We start from the raw sequence: 18,832 nt of genomic DNA, 5'->3' as shown, positions 1-18,832 counted from the left end.
GCTATTCTCTTTTTTTACTTAATTTTAAAGAATTTAGACAGTTTATAACCTCTTATTATTTATATTACTGAATTCTAATCAATAATATCGATTTTAAAGAGGTTAAAAAATGATAAATATATCATCAATAAAAATGCATATGTACTGCCCAATGAAATTATATCTAAAAACACATGTAGACATCTCTCAAAATAATGAATATCAGTTGTATAATGAAATTAAAAATCTTAAAATAGATATTCAGGATTTATTGCAGAAAAATATGCGTAAACTAAAGAAAAGTATGGATTTAAATGAAATAGAAACTGCTTTAGGTCAAAATATAGCTGCATACACAGAAAATAACATAGATACCATAAAGAATTTAAAATTAGACATTACGCAAGAACAGATAGGTGAAATAACAGATGAAACTTATTTCAACATAAAAATATTATCCCTCAAAGCTAAAAAAGCAATGAATATACTGGACAAAAACGGAATGGAAATTGTTGAGATGTTTTTCCCAAATTGCATGTATTCCTACCTAATGAAAGATAAACAACTTGATTTAGTTGGAATATGTGATAAAATAGAAATTATTGATGGAAAATATTATCCAATAAGTTTTAAAAGTTCAAAACCACCACTTAAAGGCATATGGGACTCCGATGCAATAGAACTAGCTGCAAATGCCATTTTAATTGAAGAAGAATTTGACACAGAAGTTTTTGTAGGATTTGTAAAATATTCAAAAATAGATGATAAACGACCTGTAATTATGGATATGAATCTTAGAAAAGGACTATTTAGTGTATTGAATGAAGTTAAAGAGATTATAATTAATAAAAAAATCCCAAAAGTAAAAATAAATGAAAAAAAGTGTAGAAACTGCGAATATTATGCAATTTGTACAAAAGATTAATATTTAATATTTCCATGAAGTTTTTTAATATCAAAGACTGCAGTATCAGCTATTGCCATTACAGCAAGTACCCCTGCCTGTACAGGATCAGTTATAATTAAATCTGCATACTCTGTAACACTTCCAGGCATATTTAAGGAAATTACAATTACACCTTTTTCTTTTTTTATTTTTTTGACAGCCTCAGATATTTCTCCGCCCATTAAAGAACCTGCCAATACTAAAACATGTGCTCTTGGAAGTCTGGATACAGCATCAGTAGCTTCAGCTATATTTTCTTCACCAACAATCGGAAGAGTATCTACACTAATACGTTCTCCACGAATATTATGCCTATCAGCTTCAGTAATTGCTCCTAAAGCTACTTGAGATACTTGCGCTCCCCCACCAACAATAATAATCCGTTTTCCATAAATATTTGATTGGGAAGAATGAATTTCTACAGACTTGACTTCTTTAAGCAATTCCAAATCAGCTATTAATGAATCAATATCTTCTACATTTTCAAGCTCTAAATCTATTGTACCTACATTATTTTTTTCAATGAAAAGATGAGTATAGCTAATATTAACTTCATGAGCAACTATAATTGAAGTAATATCATCTAAAACTCCTTTTTTTTCGTCAGATTTAATAGTTAAACTATAATTTTCCATTTTAATTCCTTATTTTATCTAATTCTGCATGTGCCCTTTTCCACATTTTTAAATAATTATCTTCTTTTGATACAGGAATTACTTCCAGTCCTAACTCTCTGTGTTCTTCAATCCAGCTTTCATCAAAAACTGGAATTTCAATTTTAATAGGTTCAGAGGTTTTATTTATAACTATAAGATTCCTATAAGGAAACTGTGTTTCTACAATATATCCACCAAGACTTACCATGTGTTTTGGCTGCATTACAAATTTCAAATAATCACCTCATAATACTCCAATTACAATAGCTAATACTCCAAGTAAAGATGTTCCAACAATAGTTGGCAATAATTGTCTGTTTGTAAATACTGGAGTGAATGCTGAAAAAATACCCATCATAAATACAAATATTAAAACTACAACAATATTAACTAAAATTCCCCATGAAAATACATTTGGAGGTATTCCAATAAACAGTACTGAAAATAGAGCGCCAAGTACAAACATTAGAAAGCCTCTGGTGATAAATACAACAGACCTGTACTTAGCTGCATATTCCATATATGGACCTTCAATTACATCAGATTTCGCTTTAATAATTGAAAATGGATATTCATTTAACAGTATCATGTATCCTATGAAAAATACGATTGCTGCAATAGCACCGGATACAGTAAATAAAAATGGGCCGTTAGCCTGCTGATATTGAACTATATCCTGAAGGAAAATACTTCCGCAGTATGTTATAGGTGCAAATAATGCTAAATATAATGGGAATGAACCATAAGTAATCATTCTTAAGGATCTTCTTGCACTTATATCTTCCATGAAAGACCTTGTAGTATTTGTATGTGCTGCTCCTTTAGCCAAATCCGGAAACGGCATCCTGACAGACATTACAGATTTGGATAATGCACCCATCAACACATAACATATTTCTTCAACTTTTAACAATCCAACAATAGCTATTAAACTAGCTAATGCAGGAATATGGAATGCCTGAGGAGTTAAAGCAATCAATATACATAATACAGCAATAAAACATATGATTGGCAATGCTTTATACAATTTTGGAAGCGGTGAGACTGCATCAACATTTTCCTTAAATGCAAATTTAATGGGAGCCATTATTCCGGGAGAAGTTACTGGAGGTCCTATTCTTTGCTGAATTCTAGCATGAACATATTTTCGCTCAATACCTGGCAAAAATGTACTTACAATAAAACAAACAACTACTGTAACAACTACTGCCAAAATAGAAAAGATAATAATATTTTGCATCATGATTTTATCTCCTAATTACCTCAATTGCTCTATCAGTACAAGTAAAACATGGATCACATTGTACAATACATAATTGTGCATCAGTTATTTGGTCACCAATACAGGCATACTGCATTGCACCAATATTTGCCATAGAAGGTGTTCTGATAATAGAATGCCTGACTCTTCCACTTTCTAAAGCATATGAATGATACAGTGTTCCTCTTGGAACTTCAATACGGCTTTCAATAATATCAGTATCTTTCATTTCCCAGTCATGAGTTACAACCTGACCTTCTGGTAAGTTTTTAACCGCCTGACGAATGATTTTAATGGATTCCAATGATTCCAATGCCCTCATCATCAAATTAGATTTAACATCACCATCTTCCTGAGTTATAATGTTAAAATCAAATGGATCATATTCTTTCATAGTTGTTCTTAAATCCTGCAATACCCCAGTAGCTCTTAAAGATGGACCGGTAACATCTAATTTAATAGCTTGTTTTTGAGGAAGCACACCTATTCCGGTAATCCTTGACATTAATATTGAATCTGCAGTGAATCTGTTTACAAAGTCTGTTAAGCCTTCTTCCAGTGCATCCATATCATTATTTAATCTTTCAATTCTTTTAGAATCCAATTCACATCTTGGCCTAACACCACCAATAACAGAACATCCATACTGAACTCTATTACCTCCAATCATATTTAGAAGTTCCATTACTATTTCTCTAAGGTAGAAAACCCTCATTGAAAAAGTTTCATGAGATAAAACTTCACAACCATGAGCTAAATAGAGAAAATGACTATGTAACCTTTCCAATTCTCCAACAATTATCCTAATATAACTTGCCCTTTCCGGAATTTCAATATCCAAACCCAATTCTGCAGTTCTTACAGAATTCCAAACATGAGCATTAGAACAAATTCCACATATTTTTTCAGTTAATGCATTGGCTTTTTCAACAGGGAGCCCTTCCATAATTCTTTCTACACCCCTATGGTTAACGCCAATAGTTATTTCAGCTTCCTGTACAATTTCATCCTCTACAAAAAGCCTTACTCTATATGGCTCTAATGCAGCTGGGTGAACTGTACCCATAGGAATTTCTGTTTCTATAATTTTACTATTTGGTATTTTTTCATCCATTTTTTAAACTCCCCTTTTAATCTGCATCTAATAATTTTGGTAAAATTGATACAACACCAGACAAAACATCCTGAGGCCTTACAGCACATCCCGGAACTTTTGCATCTACAGGTATTATGTTTTCAACAGGTCCATCAATTTCTTCAGAAGGAATATCTCCATGAATATTCTTATAAACTCCACCCATTAAAGCACAGCTTCCTGCAGCTACTACCAGTTTAGGTTCAGGTATAGCTTTATAAATTTCCTCTAATGGTTTTCTGTTTAATTTGGTTACAGGACCAGTAACCACTAAAACATCAGCTTCACGAGGATTCCATGTTAGGAAAACCTTATATTGTTCAGCATCAAATCTAGGTGATAATACAGAGTTAACAATCTCAATATCGCACCCATTACATCCGCCAGTATAAACTAACATCAGATGTATTGCTCTTGCTCTTGAAAATGATTTAATTCCCATATAATCCCCCTTAGTCCTCTCTATTTTTTAATATTGTTTTATCTGAAAGATATTGTGAAATAACTTTTAATTTATCATCAGATATTTTAACTGGCTGATTAATAAGTTCTGAAACATCTACTTCCTGATTTCCAACAGTATTCGGATGAATAGTTCCTTTTTCACCGTATAATAAAAATACTGGACAGAAATCATGACAATAATAACATACAACACATTTTAGTGAATTTAACTCAGGAACTTCTGTTTTTGTCCAGCTGTCAGTTAATTTTACTGGAGATGCTAATTTCTTCATTTCAATAGCATTAGTCGGACAAACATTGGCACAGCCTCCACAGCCAATACAGGCATCTTCATCTACTTTTTTTTCTGGTTTGACAGAAAGTGTACTTATCTGTTTTCGCATTTCCATGTCAGTAACTCTATCTGCTGCGAAAAATATTCTTTTAAAGTTAGTAAATGCTCCTTCCAGTGCTATTTTAAGCATGTTTCTCATTTAGATCTCCTCTATAGAATCTTTAAAATTTCTCTCAAACATAAATGCATTTGCAGGACAGGCATTTTTACATGCTCCACAATATTTACATTTATCTTCATCTACTTCAAATTTGCCGTCATTTTTATTAATTGCATCATATGGACAAATATCATAACATAAACCGCAGTGCATACATAACTGCTGTTCAATGAAACAGAATCCGTCAATGATTTCTTTTTTATGCATCGTAGTTCTTGGAATTGCATCAACCGGACAATGAACACTACAATTTTCACATAAAATACACTTATCTAAATCAACGGAAATTGTTCCTCTATGTAAAGTAATAGCTTCCTCAGGACATACTTCACAACATATTCCGCAGGAAATACAATCATCAGTTATTGATCCATCCCATGTAGCTACTTTAAACAATCTTGCATCATTTTCACAGACTTTAACACAGTTTCCACAGGATACACAAAATCCTGAAAGTGTGTTTTGTTCTTCCCCAGTTATTTCATTAACAAGAAGCATTTCATCATCTTCTTTTAATGTAGCTGCCGGACATGAATCAATAGCTATTTTATGTGCTTTTGAAATATTTTCTCCAACATCTTCTGTTGGATCATATCTTAATTTTGAATCCTCATATCTTAAAGAGTCATTTTCAGATAATTCCGCACATAATCCGCAATTAATACAAGAGACAATAGAACCTTCCGGTTTTTGATTAATATGATTTACATTTATTTTAAACTTCTCAATAGATATTGCATTATGAGGGCATGCTTTCAAACAGTTTAAACAAAGTGTACAAGTGCTTTTATTAACAACATGACTTTTATTCATTGCCCCATTAGGACAAACATCACTACAAAGTCCGCAGTCACTGCAAATTCCTTCATCCCTATCTAAAGTTACCTGAATCGTACCGGTCGGACAGTACTTTTCACATCTTCCACAATAAATACAATTATTATAATCTGTTGTAAAATAGCTTCTGCTTACCTCTGTCGTTTCACTAGGCTTATGAGGTACTCCCTTATATGTAGGTAATGCATTGCTTAAAGATTTTATAAATTCCAGCTGTTTTTCTTCAGTTAATTTGAAGCTATCAATTCTGGAATGTGTCGGGCAAGCTTCTTCACAAACTCCACAACGTGAACAAATACCATAAACAACCCCCTCTTCAATTTTAATATTATTTATAGGGCAGTTATACATGCACATTCCACAGCCACTGCATTTAGCTCTGTCTACAACATAACCTCCATAGCTATTAATGAATATTGCATTACTTGGACAGTTCTTATAACATAATCCACAGGTAAGGCAACTTAAAGCTTTTCCATTAATTAAACGAATAGCTTTTGTGGGGCATTGTTTAATACATTCCCCTTTTCCATCACATGTATTAGTCGATACAAACATTATAAACCCCTCAATCTCCTCTGTCAAATAATAATTTACCTACAAAAATACCAATTAATCCGAAGAAAAATCCTGAAGCTATTGGCATGTCTGTATAAAATGGAAATGGGCCCAATTGCCATGCAGAAATTACTCCTACAATAAAAATTATTATGAATGATGCTAAAGTGAACTGTGTATCCATAGCTTTAGTTTTGATTTGAGAACCTATAAGAACACCAAATAAAAATCCGAATATTATTGCTCCTAAATTTAACATATGTTCACCTCAGTTTTCCTCTTCAAATTTCTTAAATCCCATAAAAGCTATAACAATTGCACTTAAACCAACAAACACTTTTAACCCAACTACTATATTTAAATATGGGACTATTCCTGCATTTGTTATATCAGGATAATGGAAAATTGTTCTTACAAACTCCGGAACCACTCCTGAAAGATCTGTTCCTACATTGTATAGGAAAGCACCTGCAAAGAATAAACCTACAAGACCAAGTCCAATATAAACCAAGACTCCGAAACTTTCTACAATATCTACAAAATCATGAGAAAAATTTATTGGAGATTTATCCAATCCATACACTAAAAGACACATAATAACACCTGCAGTAATCATGGCTCCACCTTGAAAACCCCCACCAGGAGTTATATGTCCTCCTAAAATAGTCATTATTCCCATACATGATACAAAAATTGCAATAGGTAAAGCTATCAACTTTAAAATCACACTATTTTGGCTCATTCTTCTTTACCTCCTAATCTTCCTCTACCAAATACAAGTAAAACAACTAAACCTGCAGTTAATAATATAATAGACTCACCTAAGGTATCATAACCTCTAAAATCAAAAATTACAACAGTAATCAAGTTTGGAGATATGCTGGTACCTAAAGCATTGTAAATATTACTTACACCAGGAACAATGACTTTATTTAAGTTAAATAATGCATCAAATAAAGATATGGAAAATAACACTGTTACTACTGATGCAACTAATGTTCTAATACTACTAGACAAGGTTACCACCCCAGTAAACAAATACAACAATTATTCCAAGCACCATCACTGCATAAAATATCATTTTATCTAGAGAATCATCCTGTTCAATTTTAAATTTAGGAATTAACGGCATATTCTTTATTAAAACAACAAGGATAATTAGAGTAACAAGACCTGCAAGCAATATATGAACATGTCTTAATAATAAACAGGCCAACACTAATGAAACAATCAACAATATTTCAGAGGTAATACTTCCAGAAACATCTGCATTAGTTACAGGACCTGGAGAAAAGAATTTTCTAAAATCTTTTACAACATTGAAGATTTGATCATAAAGTTTCATAAAATACCTCCTACAAACTCAGAAATCCCAGTTGTAACAAGACCTGGGAAAAGACCTAATATAATAATTAAAGCTAATAAAACAACCATTGCAAAGACTGCTGATTTAGGAACCTCATTATCAGGAACTTCCAAACCTTTTGGCTTTGGTCTTAAAAACATTCCATAGAACGTTTTAACAAATACAACAAATGTAGCTATACTTACTACAACTGCAAGAATTGATAATTCTGGATATCCGCAACTTAATGAAGCCTGAACAAGCATTAATTTACTTTGGAATCCGCTAAATGGAGGAACTCCAGCCATTGCCAAACCACCAAATAAAAGCATTAAACCAACTTTTGGATGATAAGCAAGCAATCCTCCCAATTTACGAGTGTCTTCCTCTTTAGTTACATAAGCAATAAGTCCGAATCCTATAAATAATAATGCTGTAGTGATTATTTCATTAAGTGCCTGGAAAAGACCTGCAGTAATTGCAAACTGAGTTCCAAGACCAATACCCAATCCGATAAAACCAAGTTCACCAACTGCCAAATAACCAATCATTCTTCTGAAGTCAGTTTGAGTTAAAGCCAGTGAAACACCTAGAATCATAGCTAATACTGAAAACAATACTAATAACAATTCAAATATTGGCAATTCATGGAATATTCTAAACATTATTAATACAATAGAAATCATTGAGATAACTGTAAATGTCTGAAGCAAAGCTGCTCCGTGAGGTTCTGCTTTACTGTACATTCCTGATTTTATGATATGGAACGGAGGTAAACCTGAAGCATATAACCATCCGAAGAATATTAAAGCAAATGACATCAATAATACTGGAGATGTGAAGCTTAAAGTTCCATTGTGAAGAGCTACAACTATATCAGATATATTAATATTACCAGTACTTGCAAGTAAAAATCCAATTCCTAAAAGCATTATTGGGCTTCCAATAGATCCTAAAATCATGTATTTAAGAGCCATTTCATAACTGTAATCCATAGGAGATGCAATTACAATACCCACTTGGACTAATGCAAGTATCTCAAAGAATACAAACATGTTGAATATATCATCAGTAAGCATTAATGCAGTTACAGATGCTGTACCCATAAACAATAAGAACAAATACTGCCCAGATGCTTTTTTATATTTTGACAAGTAAATAAAAGCTACTAAAAATGTTATTAATCCTATTGCAGCTATAAATATTTGTTGCAGCATGTCAAAAGAATATGTAATAGCCGGATGATAAATTACTCCAGTTACATTATCTACCATCGGAGTATATCCTCCAAAGAAGTGCAATCCGTAATTGGAAATTAATGGAATAATCGGTAAACAGATAGCTACTACAAATGTCAATACTTTAATAGATTTATTGAATTTAGCAAAAGCATTTACAAGTATTGCACAAAGCATAGGAACTATTACCATAAGAGGAATCAAATAATTACTCATCATATTCCTCCTGTTTAGATGTGTCTGCCAAAAGTACTTTTGTACTTAAAGTTCCGTATTTTTTGTAAATAACCATTACAATAGCCAACATTACTGCCAGCGTACTTGCACCGATTACAATGCTTGTAAGTACCAATCCAAAAGGCAAAGGATAGGCAGAGTTTGCAGCATACCAAGATGGACTCATTCCAGGCATTAAAATTGGAACTACTCCTCCTGGTTTGTATCCTATAGCTATAATAAATAAATTTGCACCTTCTTCAATAAAACTAATACCAATTATTTTCTTTATAATATTATCAATGAAAATAGCTGCAAAAAGACCAACAACTACCAATGCTCCTGCAGTAAACAATGCTGCTAATTGCATATATGCCATTAGGAACCATCCCTTTGTGTTTTCTTAACAGCCAATGCTAAAAATACAGGAACAATAGCTGCACCAACAATAGCTTGTGTTAAAGCAACATCCGGAGCAAGTAAAAGTTGGAAAAGTACTGCAAGAGCACCACCAGAAAATCCTGTTAAAATTGCTGCTTTTAACAAATCTTTTTGAATAAGAGCAAGAATCGCACTTAAAACTGTAATAATCATTAATATAATACTTAACATCTTATTCATCCTCACTAATCTCTAATGTAGAAATAGAAAATTTAATACTATCATCATTACTCTCATCTGATTTATTTTCCATTTCTTTAACTTTATTTATATTATGAACAAACGGATTTTCATCGTCTGAACTTTCAACTTCCACTTCTTTATTTTTTAAATTATTTACTTTATCTTCTGAGTTATAAAAAGCATTAGCTATTGCATGTGCTGTAAATGGTGCTATAACTAAATAAATACCTGCTAAAAGATATTGTTGTAACCCAATCATTGCTATAATAAATGCAACATCAAAAACACCAACAATATGGATTCTGGCATAAATTAAATTATTCATATTTTTATCCAGAGTTAAAAAACCAATTGCAGATATTATCATTAAAATAGCTGAAATAATAAGAAGAACAGACTGAATCAACTCAACTGCAAACATTAGTCATCTCCTCCTTGTGTAACAGCAAAAGCAACAGTCCCTATAAATCCAAAAAGCACTAAAGCTAATGAAATATCTTTAAAGAATGATATGTCATACATATCTCCAACAACAAGTAAAGATAATGCAAAAGCTACAACTACAACAGAACTACTTAAAAGTCCCATTGTTGTAGATTTATAAGCACTTGCCCTTAACGCAGCAAGCATCATTATCATTGATGCAACAACCACAAAATATTTTGAAACAAATAATATGTCCATTACTATCCCACTCAACAATTATTTAAACATATAAAGAAAACTACTCTAACATCTTCTTTATATATGGTTCAAAAGGAATAATATCTTCCTTACTTCTTGGAGAAATAGCAGCTACTTTAATAATGTTATTTTCAGAATCCAAATCAACTGACAAAGTTCCCGGAGTTAAAGAAATACTGTTAGCCAAAATTGTTTGAGAAACAGGTCTCTCTAAAACTGTTTCAATTTCTACAACTACCGGATCAATATTTTGTCTCATAATTCCATTAACAGCAACATCAAAAGTTGCTTTAAGTATTTCATAAATAAGATCCAAGAAATAAACAATTCCATAACCTAGTCTAGTTAAAAACATTAAATAAGCTCCATTTCGTAGATTAAAAAGTCAACATAATAAAATAAAAAATTGACTACATAAACAATTATTAATTATCATGATTATTTATTATAAATGTATGCATTTGAATTTGGAGCAATAAAAAATTATCAAAATTTAAAAAAGGTGTTGAAAATTTATAAAAATTAAAAATACAACTATAAATTATTTAAAAATAAATATAACTGATTTAAAAAATTTAAATCAAATATCAGACTGTTTAAAAAAAACTTAAAAGAATTAACTATTTAATTTTAAGGCAAAAGCACAAATAAAAAAAATTAATAATACGAACTGACAAAATTTAGACATACCTAAAAAAGTGATTTAAATGGAAATTCTAGAAAAAGCAGAACCAGCAATAATCTTCCTAGCCATCATATTAGGACTTGGATTAAGTGACATATCCATTTTAAGAAACAATAGTGAATCATTAATAACATTATTCCTCTGTCTTATGTTATATGGACTGTTTCTAGAAGTTCCCCTTAAAGATTTAAAAAAGAGTTTTAAAGATTTTAAATTTACAAAAACCAGCTTAATAATTAACTTTATCTGGACACCGTTACTTGGATACTTCCTCGGGTCACTATTTTTAAAAGGAAATACAGATATTCTAATTGGATTTATCATGCTTATCTTAACTCCATGTACTGACTGGTATTTAGTATTTACGAAAATGGCAAGAGGAAATATAAATTTAAGTCTTTCAATCCTTCCAATAAATCTGATACTTCAAATCGTGTTGTTGCCGGTTTATTTAATTCTATTCTTTTCAAGTCACAACTCCATAGATTATTATGAAATCGGATATTCCATATTAATTGTTGTGATAATCCCATTTCTTTTAGCTCAGCTAACTAAATTCCTATTGAAAAATAATGAAAAAATAACCAATTTCTTTTCAAGCTGTCAGATAATCTTTTTAGCTGCTGCAGTATTTGGGATATTTAACAGCAACGGAGATATAGTATTCAGTAATTTAAACTCAATTTTATCAATATTTATCCCATTAATCCTGTTTTTTATTATAAATCTCGTTTTAGATTTCATAGTAGCTAAAAACATGAAATTTAATTATGAAAACTATGCAAGCCTAACAATGACTACTTTAGCTCGAAATTCACCATTGGCACTAGCTATTGCTGTAAATTCATTCCCCGGAAGAGAATTGATATTAATCGGACTGGTAATTGGACCATTAATAGAATTACCTGTTTTATATGGAGTATCAAAGCTATTACTTGCTATTAAAAAAAGATATTAGGAAGCAGTTAATTTAAGTCCAATAATTCCTGTTATAACCAGCCCTATAAAAAATAATCTTAAAAGATTTGCAGATTCTCCCAAAAAGAAAATGCCAAAGATTATAACACCAACTGCTCCAATAGCTGTCCAACAAGCATAAGCAGTACCCATAGGGATTGATTTAAATGAAAATGATAAGAAAATCAAACTTAAAATCATGAATACAACAGTTAAAACTGCAAATAATAATTTTGTGAAATTTTCAGAAAATTTTAGAGCTAAAACCCAGCCCATTTCAAAAATACCTGCAACAAATAAATAAATCCATGAATTCATACAACAACTGTTTTAAAAAAATAATTAATAAATGTTTGGAAAAAAATATGCCATTAAAGAAAGTATTTCAAATCTCCTTAAATAAATGGCCAATATTCCTAAAATTATTATAGATAACATCCCAAATTGCTTATGTGACTTTTTAGAAGATATTGGAGCAAATAACTTTATTCCAGATGGAGAAAAAGCATCCAGTATAATATGACTTAATAATCCTAAAAACAACCCAATAGCTATTTCAATATTGTTTACAGTTAGTGTTCCAAATAAAAATAAGCTAATAAAGAATAATGGCAGGAATATTAAAAGCAATTTCTTATTTAGGAATAAAAAGCTTAAAAGAGCTATTAAAATAGCCATGAATAAGTAAGATGTAGGAATTATTGTTATATTCATAAGAAGCTCATAAGCCCAAATAAGTATTAAAGAAACTGTCGCAGTTAATGTGAGTACACCAAAAATAGAGTGAGTAAAACTCCTGTGCTGGGAAAAATAAAAGACAGTTCCTAAAAATACTATTATTAAACCTAAATAATAAGGTAATTTTAAGATATAAAGAGATATAAACACGATTAATCCCAAAATAATCATTTTATAGACATTGTCTTTTTTAAGTTTATGATCAAAATCAGGAATATTAGCACCAATTACACTTAAGGCAATAATCAGAGGATTATGAAAAAACATTAAAGCCAGAATCAATGCAAATATTGTGTGTCCTTTATATGAAGACAAAAAATCACCTTAACTTTAGATTATAAATTATATTACAAATTAATAGTGATAGCATTTGAAAAGTATTTAAAAAAAATAGCCAATATTCTACAAATTAATAATTCTTAAAAATGAACAATTGATTAATATTATTATAGATACTTAAAAAAGAAGAAATATATCTTAAATACTCATGAAAAATCCTATAGCTAATGTTAATGTTAATTATTATACACGATATTACTACTTCTAAAGGTTGTGCAATACTTAGAAAATGAATTATATTTATTTTATTAATCATGGCAAAAGTGCATTAAATGTATTTACATCATTTAGTGGAAACTGTGTTGATTAAATAAATTGATTAAATATCAAAAAATATTGATTATTCAAAAAATCAAAATGTAACATATATATGTCATTATTAATAAATATTAATATACATCAGAGGTGTGAAAAATGAAAAAAATATTATTCTGTTTGATGATTTTAATAATTGGAATATGTTTGATTTCTGCAAGCTATGCAATTTCACAAGAAAATAATACAATTGGGAGCACATTACCTCAAAGTGAATCACATACAATACAACATAATCCACAAAATATGCAAGCAAATTCAATGACAAATTCTTCAAATTACACAGAAAATAAAATGCAACATTATAAAGACTTAACCAAAACTAACAACAACACATATAAAGAAGTGACTATAAATGGGTCAAAATATATAAGCACTCCTGAAGGATTATGTCCGATTAAAAAAACCCACAATGGAACAGAATATTTTACTACTAAAGAGGGTAAAACTTATTATATAGTTGAACTTGAAACTGGACAGTTATATGTCGCTGACAACACAACCTCAACTAATGGATACTCCACCAGTAACTTCACTTCAAATACTGAAGACAATAATAGCGCATCACAACAAAATATCAATAAAACAACATATACCAACAACAGCATCCCTCTGGAATCAACAGGAATTCCAATAGCTATTTTATTAATCGCCATTGTTGGATCAATTATAGGACTTAAAAGGAAAAAATAATTAATTTTTTCCTTATTTTTTTAAAAAATTCCAAAATAAGATAAAAAACTTTTCATCTGCATTAAAGATTTTTCAACACTGCCTTTTCCAACTAAAGCAAATGGAGATAAAACCTCACAGGTAATTGCAGGAACTCCATTTAAATTACAAACATCTTCAACTGCCCCTTTGTAAATTTTTCCTGCAAATTCAAAGCTGATTACTTTACTTCCTATTTGTGCTGAAATATAATTGGCTATTAAACAGCTTTCAGGAGAAGGATTTCTACTTGAAAATATTGATTCAAAACCGGGATTGCTGTTTTTAGCTGTTGAATGAAAATCACCAACAAAATTAATTTTAAGTTCCTCAATAGCCTGCATAATTAAATTACTTAATGAATTTTTAATATGTGCAGATCTGTTTAAATCTCTTGAATTGAAAGTTCTTTCATTATTCATAGTAGCTTTTGGAGCTGCAAATGGAATCATATAAACCGTATTATCCAAGTCAATATTAATTAATTCCTCCAATAATTTTAAACTGGCCGCCTGTGAAGGCAATTCATTGCCGTGAATTCCAGACATCAATAAAATATTTGCCCCACCACTGCCTAATTTAAATATAGGTGTTCCAAAAACAGATTGTTCTAAAATAAATTGATTTAAAGGAGTTAATTCTATTTCTTCAAAAATATATTTATTTTTAGAGATATAACCTCCAGAATTTTTTGAAATGAAAGCCATTTCCAAACCATTAAAATCATCAAGTACTTCAAAATTCATTACTTAATATATTACTTTAAAACTTTTATTTATATTATAACACAAAGTATAATTTAAGGGATAAAATTGAAAAAATATATTAAACAATTAATCAAGCTTATAAATTATGAGAGAGACGCTGAAATCGAATTAATGACTAATGAAATAAAAAATCTGTCTCCAAAGAAAAGGGAATCATTAGGAAGAGCCATCAACAAAGTAAAAGGAAAATATCTGGGAAAACAGTTAGGTTCCCAAATCGTACAGTTTGGAAGATCTGAAAAAATCGAAACTGAAATCAGTGTTGGAGATATGGTTCTAATCAGTACAGGATATCCTCTTAAAAGTGATTTAACCGGAACCGTTGTTGAAAAAGGTGCGAGATTTATTAAAGTAGCTTTTGAAAAATCAATTCCGAAATGGGCTCTTAAAAAGAAAGTAAGAATTGATTTATATGCAAATGATGTTACCTTCAGACGAATGGAAGATAATCTCTTGCATTTAAGTACAAAAGGTAAAAATGCTCTTGAATACACTTTAAAAAAAAGAGATCCTAAAGAAAATAAAAAGGAAAAATATATTGAGTTTATAGATAAATCCCTTAATACTTCTCAAAAAAACGCTGTTAAAAATGCAGTAAACACTGAAAATTTCTTTTTAATACATGGTCCATTCGGAACTGGAAAAACAAGAACTTTAGTCGAGTTAATCCAGCAGGAAGTAAGGCAAAACAACAAAGTTTTGGTTACAGCTGAAAGCAACAGTGCAGTTGATAACATATTAGACAGATTATCACAAAATAAAAAATTGAAAATTACAAGGTTAGGCCATCCTCAAAGAGTTTCAAAAGAAAACATCCAATACTCATTAGCTTATAAAGCTGAAAATCATCAATTGACCAGTAAAATTAATAAAAATTACAAAAGGATAGAACAAATAAGTGAAACAAGAGACAGATTTACAAAACCAACCCCACAATATCGCAGAGGTTTTAGTGATTCAGATATACTGTTTAATGCCTCAAAAGGTAAAGGTGGTCGTGGAATAAGTCCTTCTAAAATGGAATCAATGGCTAATTGGCTTTTAGAAAATGAAAAAATTGATGAAATTCATGATAAAATTAAAAAACTTGAAAATAAAATAGTAAAAGACATTATTAACAGCAGTGAAATTATTTTATCAACCAATTCTACAGCAGCTATTGAAGAAATAGCCAGAACAAACTTTGATGTAGTAATTGTAGATGAAGCTTCCCAGGCAACAATTCCAAGTATTTTAATTCCATTATCCAAAGCCAGAAGGTTCATTCTTGCAGGTGACCATAAACAGCTGCCTCCAACAATAATTAGTAAAAAAGCACATTTTCTTGAAAAAACATTATTTGAAGAGCTGATTAAAAAATATCCCAATAAAGCAAGTTTATTGAATGTACAGTATAGAATGAATAGTTTTTTAATGAAGTTTCCAAATTCAGAATTTTATAATGGCAATCTGAAAAGCGATTCCAGTGTCAATGACATAAATCTTGATGAAATTATTGATTTGAAAGAGTTGACCCATCTAAAAGAAAATGATGTTGAAAAACAACTACACAACAATTTAAAACCTCTATTATTCATTGATACTTCCAATTTAAAAAACAATGAAGAAAAACATTTAAAAGATTCCAAATCAATTATCAACCAAAGCGAAGCAGATATTGCTACTTCAATAGCTAAATTTTACTTAGAAACTGGAATAGATCCCAAAGATATTGGAATTATAAGCCCCTATGCTGATCAGGTCAATTTAATTAAAGATAAAATTCCTGTTGAAGTAAAAAGTGTAGACGGTTTTCAGGGACGTGAAAAAGAAATTATAATCATTTCAACTGTGAGAAGTAATGAAAATGGAAATATTGGGTTTTTAAAAGATTTAAGAAGGCTTAATGTGGCAATCACTAGAGCTAAACGAAAATTAATAGTAATTGGAAACAAAAATACTTTGAAAAGAAATTCCACATACTCAAAATTAATTAAATTTTGTGCGAAAAATGATTTGTTGATAAATTTTAGGTACACCTAAACTTTTATATACCAGAACATACCAAGTAAATATTAGAGAGAAAAAGTGTTGAACATACTTTTGAATCTCTAACTCTTAATTGGGGGATTTTTTCTCAAATATAAACCCATATAACTTTTCAACCTCAATTATAAGTCCCCAATTAAGAGTTCTCTTCTGTCAAACTATTTTTTATTAAGCTTAACAAGGAAATTCAAAATAAATCTTTTTTATGAAAGACTTTCAAAACCTTTTGTAGCCATCAGTTTTATAAAAGAACCGCTTGGAGACATTACAATGTTTCCTTTAGAATACTCTTCTATAGCTACTTTAGTCATTGTGTCCTTTTTAATTGGATCTTTAGATGCTTCAGAAAGTGCTTTAACTAACACCAATACAGCATCACCTCGAGACATATTTCCAGTTATTCCACTATCTCTGCCAGCATATCCAGCATAATTATCATTTTGTCTAACAATATCTACTGAACTAAGATTAGTTACAACTCCATCAACTTTAAGAGGCCTAATCGAATCTATAATTGCATTCAACCCATCATCATATATAATCACTACTGCATCAGCATGCATTCCAGTATTATATTCCACAATTTCCTTTGCATACTCCATACCCTGTTCCGGCCCATCCCACAGACAGTCATGGAGCATCATCGGTCCTGAAAGACCTCCAAGAGCATGTTTTGTAGGATGAGTCATTCCACCAGGATATACCGGAGTATAATTAGCTATAGTACCATTATCTAATTCAACCATAAATGCCATATCCAAACCGCCTCCAGATTGTTCATTTTTATCAACAGCTAAAACCAATATATTTTTATCACCTAATGTTAAAGTAGGAGTGCTTAAAAATGAATTTGCTATAACTGCCACAATCCCCACAATAATTACAATAACAAGTATTATGATTATTTTATTTCGTCTATTCATGATTATATCACTTTCAAATATTTTTACATTATTTTAATTTTCATATTATTATAATATAATTATTTTGTTAACCTCTTGTTTATATATTGATAAATATTATTAATGAACTCAACAAAAATTAGAAATTCGAGTTTTTCAATTATTATGAAAGACCTTCAAAACCTTTTGTAGTCAATAATTTTACAAAAGAACCGCTTGGAGACATTACAATGTTTCCTTTAGAATACTCTTCCAAAGCCACTCTGGTCATTGTACTTTTCTTAACTGGATCTTTAGATGCTTCAGAAAGTGCTTTAACTAACACCAATACAGCATCGCCCCGAGACATATTTCCAGTTATTCCACTATCTCTGCCAGCATATCCAGCATAATTATCATTTTGTCTAACAATATCTACTGAACTAAGATTAGTTACAACTCCATCAACTTTAAGAGGCCTAATCGAATCTATAATTGCATCCAACCCATCATCATATATAATCACTACTGCATCAGCATGCATTCCAGTATTATATTCCACAATTTCCTTTGCATACTCCATACCCTGTTCCGGCCCATCCCACAGACAGTCATGAAGACGCATTGGCCCTTCAAGACCTCCTAAAGCTTGTTTTGTAGGATGAGTCATTCCACCGGGATATACCGGAGTATAATTAGCTATAGTACCATTTTTCAGTTTAACCATGTATGCCATGTCTACACCACCACCTGGCTGTTCATCTTTGTCACTAGCTAAAACCAATATGTTTTTATCACCTGAAGCCAAGCTAGAACCCCCTAAAAAGAAACTTCCTACAAATGCCAATATCCCTATAATACATACAATAAGGATGAATATAATCAATTTTTTTCTTCTAGTCATGTTTCCACTTATCAAATATTTTTTACATTTATTTTAACTTAATATAATAAATAATTTTTCTTTTCTTAA

Annotated in this window: 26 protein-coding genes; 4 read left to right on the top strand and 22 right to left on the bottom strand. The window is 30.6% G+C overall.

Annotation, left to right across the window (positions count from 1 at the left end; translation table 11 throughout):
• Nucleotides 1–109: 109 nt before the first annotated feature.
• The gene (locus K4897_RS06170; protein ID WP_250415734.1) at nucleotides 110–904 is read left to right on the top strand and encodes a Dna2/Cas4 domain-containing protein; all 795 of its coding nucleotides are present in this window, start codon (nucleotides 110–112) and stop codon (nucleotides 902–904) included.
• Here K4897_RS06170 and K4897_RS06165 read toward each other — a convergent pair.
• From K4897_RS06165 to K4897_RS06085, 17 genes are read right to left on the bottom strand one after another with little or no spacing between them, the layout of a single operon-like run.
• Complete coding sequence (locus K4897_RS06165) at nucleotides 901–1,560, bottom strand: DUF5612 domain-containing protein (RefSeq protein WP_019264948.1); 660 nt, start codon at nucleotides 1,558–1,560, stop codon at nucleotides 901–903. The two genes, K4897_RS06170 and K4897_RS06165, sit on opposite strands and share 4 nt — an antisense overlap.
• Before the next feature lies 1 nt (nucleotide 1,561).
• On the bottom strand, nucleotides 1,562–1,816 hold the full coding sequence (locus K4897_RS06160; protein ID WP_019262596.1) for an energy-converting hydrogenase B subunit P: 255 nt from the start codon (nucleotides 1,814–1,816) through the stop codon (nucleotides 1,562–1,564).
• Nucleotides 1,817–1,825: 9 nt separating this feature from the next.
• The gene (locus K4897_RS06155; protein ID WP_250415733.1) at nucleotides 1,826–2,824 is read right to left on the bottom strand and encodes a respiratory chain complex I subunit 1 family protein; all 999 of its coding nucleotides are present in this window, start codon (nucleotides 2,822–2,824) and stop codon (nucleotides 1,826–1,828) included.
• A 4-nt stretch (nucleotides 2,825–2,828) separates the two neighbouring features.
• The gene (locus K4897_RS06150) at nucleotides 2,829–3,956 is read right to left on the bottom strand and encodes a nickel-dependent hydrogenase large subunit (protein WP_250415732.1); all 1,128 of its coding nucleotides are present in this window, start codon (nucleotides 3,954–3,956) and stop codon (nucleotides 2,829–2,831) included.
• A gap of 16 nt (nucleotides 3,957–3,972) precedes the next feature.
• The gene (locus K4897_RS06145; protein WP_019264951.1) at nucleotides 3,973–4,419 is read right to left on the bottom strand and encodes an NADH-quinone oxidoreductase subunit B family protein; all 447 of its coding nucleotides are present in this window, start codon (nucleotides 4,417–4,419) and stop codon (nucleotides 3,973–3,975) included.
• Nucleotides 4,420–4,429: 10 nt separating this feature from the next.
• On the bottom strand, nucleotides 4,430–4,915 hold the full coding sequence (locus K4897_RS06140) for a 4Fe-4S binding protein (protein WP_019266716.1): 486 nt from the start codon (nucleotides 4,913–4,915) through the stop codon (nucleotides 4,430–4,432).
• A complete protein-coding gene (locus tag K4897_RS06135) occupies nucleotides 4,916–6,331 on the bottom strand; it encodes a 4Fe-4S binding protein (protein ID WP_250415731.1) in 1,416 nt (471 codons plus the stop codon). It abuts the gene before it with no gap.
• A 10-nt stretch (nucleotides 6,332–6,341) separates the two neighbouring features.
• The gene (locus K4897_RS06130; RefSeq protein WP_019267929.1) at nucleotides 6,342–6,590 is read right to left on the bottom strand and encodes a hypothetical protein; all 249 of its coding nucleotides are present in this window, start codon (nucleotides 6,588–6,590) and stop codon (nucleotides 6,342–6,344) included.
• Nucleotides 6,591–6,599: 9 nt separating this feature from the next.
• A complete protein-coding gene (locus K4897_RS06125; protein WP_019267930.1) occupies nucleotides 6,600–7,073 on the bottom strand; it encodes an MnhB domain-containing protein in 474 nt (157 codons plus the stop codon).
• Complete coding sequence (locus K4897_RS06120; RefSeq protein WP_019264956.1) at nucleotides 7,070–7,348, bottom strand: energy-converting hydrogenase B, subunit H; 279 nt, start codon at nucleotides 7,346–7,348, stop codon at nucleotides 7,070–7,072. The genes K4897_RS06125 and K4897_RS06120 overlap by 4 nt, the downstream gene beginning before the upstream one ends.
• Complete coding sequence (locus K4897_RS06115) at nucleotides 7,341–7,676, bottom strand: hydrogenase (protein WP_250415730.1); 336 nt, start codon at nucleotides 7,674–7,676, stop codon at nucleotides 7,341–7,343. The genes K4897_RS06120 and K4897_RS06115 overlap by 8 nt, the downstream gene beginning before the upstream one ends.
• The gene (gene ehbF / locus K4897_RS06110) at nucleotides 7,673–9,130 is read right to left on the bottom strand and encodes an energy conserving hydrogenase EhbF (RefSeq protein WP_019264958.1); all 1,458 of its coding nucleotides are present in this window, start codon (nucleotides 9,128–9,130) and stop codon (nucleotides 7,673–7,675) included. Before ehbF ends, K4897_RS06115 begins: the two co-directional genes overlap by 4 nt.
• The gene (locus K4897_RS06105; protein ID WP_019267931.1) at nucleotides 9,123–9,509 is read right to left on the bottom strand and encodes a cation:proton antiporter subunit C; all 387 of its coding nucleotides are present in this window, start codon (nucleotides 9,507–9,509) and stop codon (nucleotides 9,123–9,125) included. Before K4897_RS06105 ends, ehbF begins: the two co-directional genes overlap by 8 nt.
• The gene (locus K4897_RS06100; RefSeq protein ID WP_004032860.1) at nucleotides 9,509–9,751 is read right to left on the bottom strand and encodes a DUF4040 domain-containing protein; all 243 of its coding nucleotides are present in this window, start codon (nucleotides 9,749–9,751) and stop codon (nucleotides 9,509–9,511) included. The genes K4897_RS06105 and K4897_RS06100 overlap by 1 nt, the downstream gene beginning before the upstream one ends.
• Complete coding sequence (locus tag K4897_RS06095; protein ID WP_019268421.1) at nucleotides 9,744–10,175, bottom strand: cation:proton antiporter; 432 nt, start codon at nucleotides 10,173–10,175, stop codon at nucleotides 9,744–9,746. The genes K4897_RS06100 and K4897_RS06095 overlap by 8 nt, the downstream gene beginning before the upstream one ends.
• Nucleotides 10,175–10,438: a monovalent cation/H+ antiporter complex subunit F gene (locus K4897_RS06090; RefSeq protein ID WP_019264961.1), complete on the bottom strand. Its 264-nt coding sequence runs from the start codon at nucleotides 10,436–10,438 to the stop codon at nucleotides 10,175–10,177. Before K4897_RS06090 ends, K4897_RS06095 begins: the two co-directional genes overlap by 1 nt.
• Before the next feature lie 40 nt (nucleotides 10,439–10,478).
• The gene (locus tag K4897_RS06085) at nucleotides 10,479–10,793 is read right to left on the bottom strand and encodes a monovalent cation/H+ antiporter subunit E (protein ID WP_019264962.1); all 315 of its coding nucleotides are present in this window, start codon (nucleotides 10,791–10,793) and stop codon (nucleotides 10,479–10,481) included.
• 352 nt (nucleotides 10,794–11,145) lie between these two features.
• Here K4897_RS06085 and K4897_RS06080 point away from each other — a divergent pair, with 352 nt between their 5' ends.
• Entirely contained in the window at nucleotides 11,146–12,081 is a 936-nt protein-coding gene (locus K4897_RS06080; protein WP_019264963.1) for an arsenic resistance protein, read from the top strand.
• Here the strand turns inward: K4897_RS06080 and K4897_RS06075 are convergent.
• Together K4897_RS06075 and K4897_RS06070 are read right to left on the bottom strand one after the other, a co-directional pair.
• The gene (locus tag K4897_RS06075; protein ID WP_019264964.1) at nucleotides 12,078–12,398 is read right to left on the bottom strand and encodes a multidrug efflux SMR transporter; all 321 of its coding nucleotides are present in this window, start codon (nucleotides 12,396–12,398) and stop codon (nucleotides 12,078–12,080) included. The two genes, K4897_RS06080 and K4897_RS06075, sit on opposite strands and share 4 nt — an antisense overlap.
• A 24-nt stretch (nucleotides 12,399–12,422) precedes the next feature.
• On the bottom strand, nucleotides 12,423–13,133 hold the full coding sequence (locus K4897_RS06070; RefSeq protein WP_094516366.1) for a metal-dependent hydrolase: 711 nt from the start codon (nucleotides 13,131–13,133) through the stop codon (nucleotides 12,423–12,425).
• Nucleotides 13,134–13,571: 438 nt separating this feature from the next.
• Between K4897_RS06070 and K4897_RS06065 the strand changes: the two genes are divergently transcribed.
• Nucleotides 13,572–14,165, top strand: a complete 594-nt coding sequence (locus K4897_RS06065; protein ID WP_094516367.1) for a hypothetical protein — start codon at nucleotides 13,572–13,574, stop codon at nucleotides 14,163–14,165.
• A gap of 20 nt (nucleotides 14,166–14,185) precedes the next feature.
• Here the strand turns inward: K4897_RS06065 and K4897_RS06060 are convergent, their stop codons facing one another.
• Entirely contained in the window at nucleotides 14,186–14,929 is a 744-nt protein-coding gene (locus K4897_RS06060) for a succinylglutamate desuccinylase/aspartoacylase family protein (protein WP_250415729.1), read from the bottom strand.
• Nucleotides 14,930–14,995: 66 nt separating this feature from the next.
• On the opposite strand from K4897_RS06060, the gene K4897_RS06055 reads away from it, so the two are divergent.
• Entirely contained in the window at nucleotides 14,996–16,972 is a 1,977-nt protein-coding gene (locus tag K4897_RS06055; RefSeq protein WP_250415728.1) for an IGHMBP2 family helicase, read from the top strand.
• 209 nt (nucleotides 16,973–17,181) lie between these two features.
• On the opposite strand, the gene K4897_RS06050 is transcribed toward K4897_RS06055, so the two are convergent.
• Both K4897_RS06050 and K4897_RS06045 read right to left on the bottom strand, forming a co-directional pair.
• Nucleotides 17,182–17,901 carry a DUF4012 domain-containing protein gene (locus K4897_RS06050; protein WP_250415727.1) on the bottom strand — a complete coding sequence of 240 codons (720 nt, stop codon included), beginning with the start codon at nucleotides 17,899–17,901 and terminating at the stop codon, nucleotides 17,182–17,184.
• A 142-nt stretch (nucleotides 17,902–18,043) separates the two neighbouring features.
• Entirely contained in the window at nucleotides 18,044–18,763 is a 720-nt protein-coding gene (locus K4897_RS06045; protein WP_019264970.1) for a DUF4012 domain-containing protein, read from the bottom strand.
• Nucleotides 18,764–18,832 lie beyond the last annotated feature (69 nt).

Source organism: Methanobrevibacter sp. TLL-48-HuF1, assembly GCF_023617305.1.
GTDB lineage: Archaea > Methanobacteriota > Methanobacteria > Methanobacteriales > Methanobacteriaceae > Methanocatella > Methanocatella intestini.
Note: the sequence above shows the minus strand (reverse complement) of the source record. Positions and strands in the feature narration are given on the sequence as shown.

Coding starts and splice junctions, on each gene's coding strand:
- K4897_RS06170 (WP_250415734.1), top strand. CDS start 110: ATGATAAATATATCATCAATAAAAATGCATATGTACTGCCCAATGAAA.
- K4897_RS06165 (WP_019264948.1), bottom strand. CDS start 1,560: ATGGAAAATTATAGTTTAACTATTAAATCTGACGAAAAAAAAGGAGTT.
- K4897_RS06155 (WP_250415733.1), bottom strand. CDS start 2,824: ATGATGCAAAATATTATTATCTTTTCTATTTTGGCAGTAGTTGTTACA.
- K4897_RS06150 (WP_250415732.1), bottom strand. CDS start 3,956: ATGGATGAAAAAATACCAAATAGTAAAATTATAGAAACAGAAATTCCT.
- K4897_RS06145 (WP_019264951.1), bottom strand. CDS start 4,419: ATGGGAATTAAATCATTTTCAAGAGCAAGAGCAATACATCTGATGTTA.
- K4897_RS06140 (WP_019266716.1), bottom strand. CDS start 4,915: ATGAGAAACATGCTTAAAATAGCACTGGAAGGAGCATTTACTAACTTT.
- K4897_RS06135 (WP_250415731.1), bottom strand. CDS start 6,331: ATGTTTGTATCGACTAATACATGTGATGGAAAAGGGGAATGTATTAAA.
- K4897_RS06130 (WP_019267929.1), bottom strand. CDS start 6,590: ATGTTAAATTTAGGAGCAATAATATTCGGATTTTTATTTGGTGTTCTT.
- K4897_RS06125 (WP_019267930.1), bottom strand. CDS start 7,073: ATGAGCCAAAATAGTGTGATTTTAAAGTTGATAGCTTTACCTATTGCA.
- K4897_RS06115 (WP_250415730.1), bottom strand. CDS start 7,676: ATGAAACTTTATGATCAAATCTTCAATGTTGTAAAAGATTTTAGAAAA.
- ehbF (WP_019264958.1), bottom strand. CDS start 9,130: ATGAGTAATTATTTGATTCCTCTTATGGTAATAGTTCCTATGCTTTGT.
- K4897_RS06105 (WP_019267931.1), bottom strand. CDS start 9,509: ATGGCATATATGCAATTAGCAGCATTGTTTACTGCAGGAGCATTGGTA.
- K4897_RS06100 (WP_004032860.1), bottom strand. CDS start 9,751: ATGAATAAGATGTTAAGTATTATATTAATGATTATTACAGTTTTAAGT.
- K4897_RS06095 (WP_019268421.1), bottom strand. CDS start 10,175: ATGTTTGCAGTTGAGTTGATTCAGTCTGTTCTTCTTATTATTTCAGCT.
- K4897_RS06090 (WP_019264961.1), bottom strand. CDS start 10,438: ATGGACATATTATTTGTTTCAAAATATTTTGTGGTTGTTGCATCAATG.
- K4897_RS06085 (WP_019264962.1), bottom strand. CDS start 10,793: ATGTTTTTAACTAGACTAGGTTATGGAATTGTTTATTTCTTGGATCTT.
- K4897_RS06080 (WP_019264963.1), top strand. CDS start 11,146: ATGGAAATTCTAGAAAAAGCAGAACCAGCAATAATCTTCCTAGCCATC.
- K4897_RS06075 (WP_019264964.1), bottom strand. CDS start 12,398: ATGAATTCATGGATTTATTTATTTGTTGCAGGTATTTTTGAAATGGGC.
- K4897_RS06065 (WP_094516367.1), top strand. CDS start 13,572: ATGAAAAAAATATTATTCTGTTTGATGATTTTAATAATTGGAATATGT.
- K4897_RS06060 (WP_250415729.1), bottom strand. CDS start 14,929: ATGAATTTTGAAGTACTTGATGATTTTAATGGTTTGGAAATGGCTTTC.
- K4897_RS06050 (WP_250415727.1), bottom strand. CDS start 17,901: ATGAATAGACGAAATAAAATAATCATAATACTTGTTATTGTAATTATT.
- K4897_RS06045 (WP_019264970.1), bottom strand. CDS start 18,763: ATGACTAGAAGAAAAAAATTGATTATATTCATCCTTATTGTATGTATT.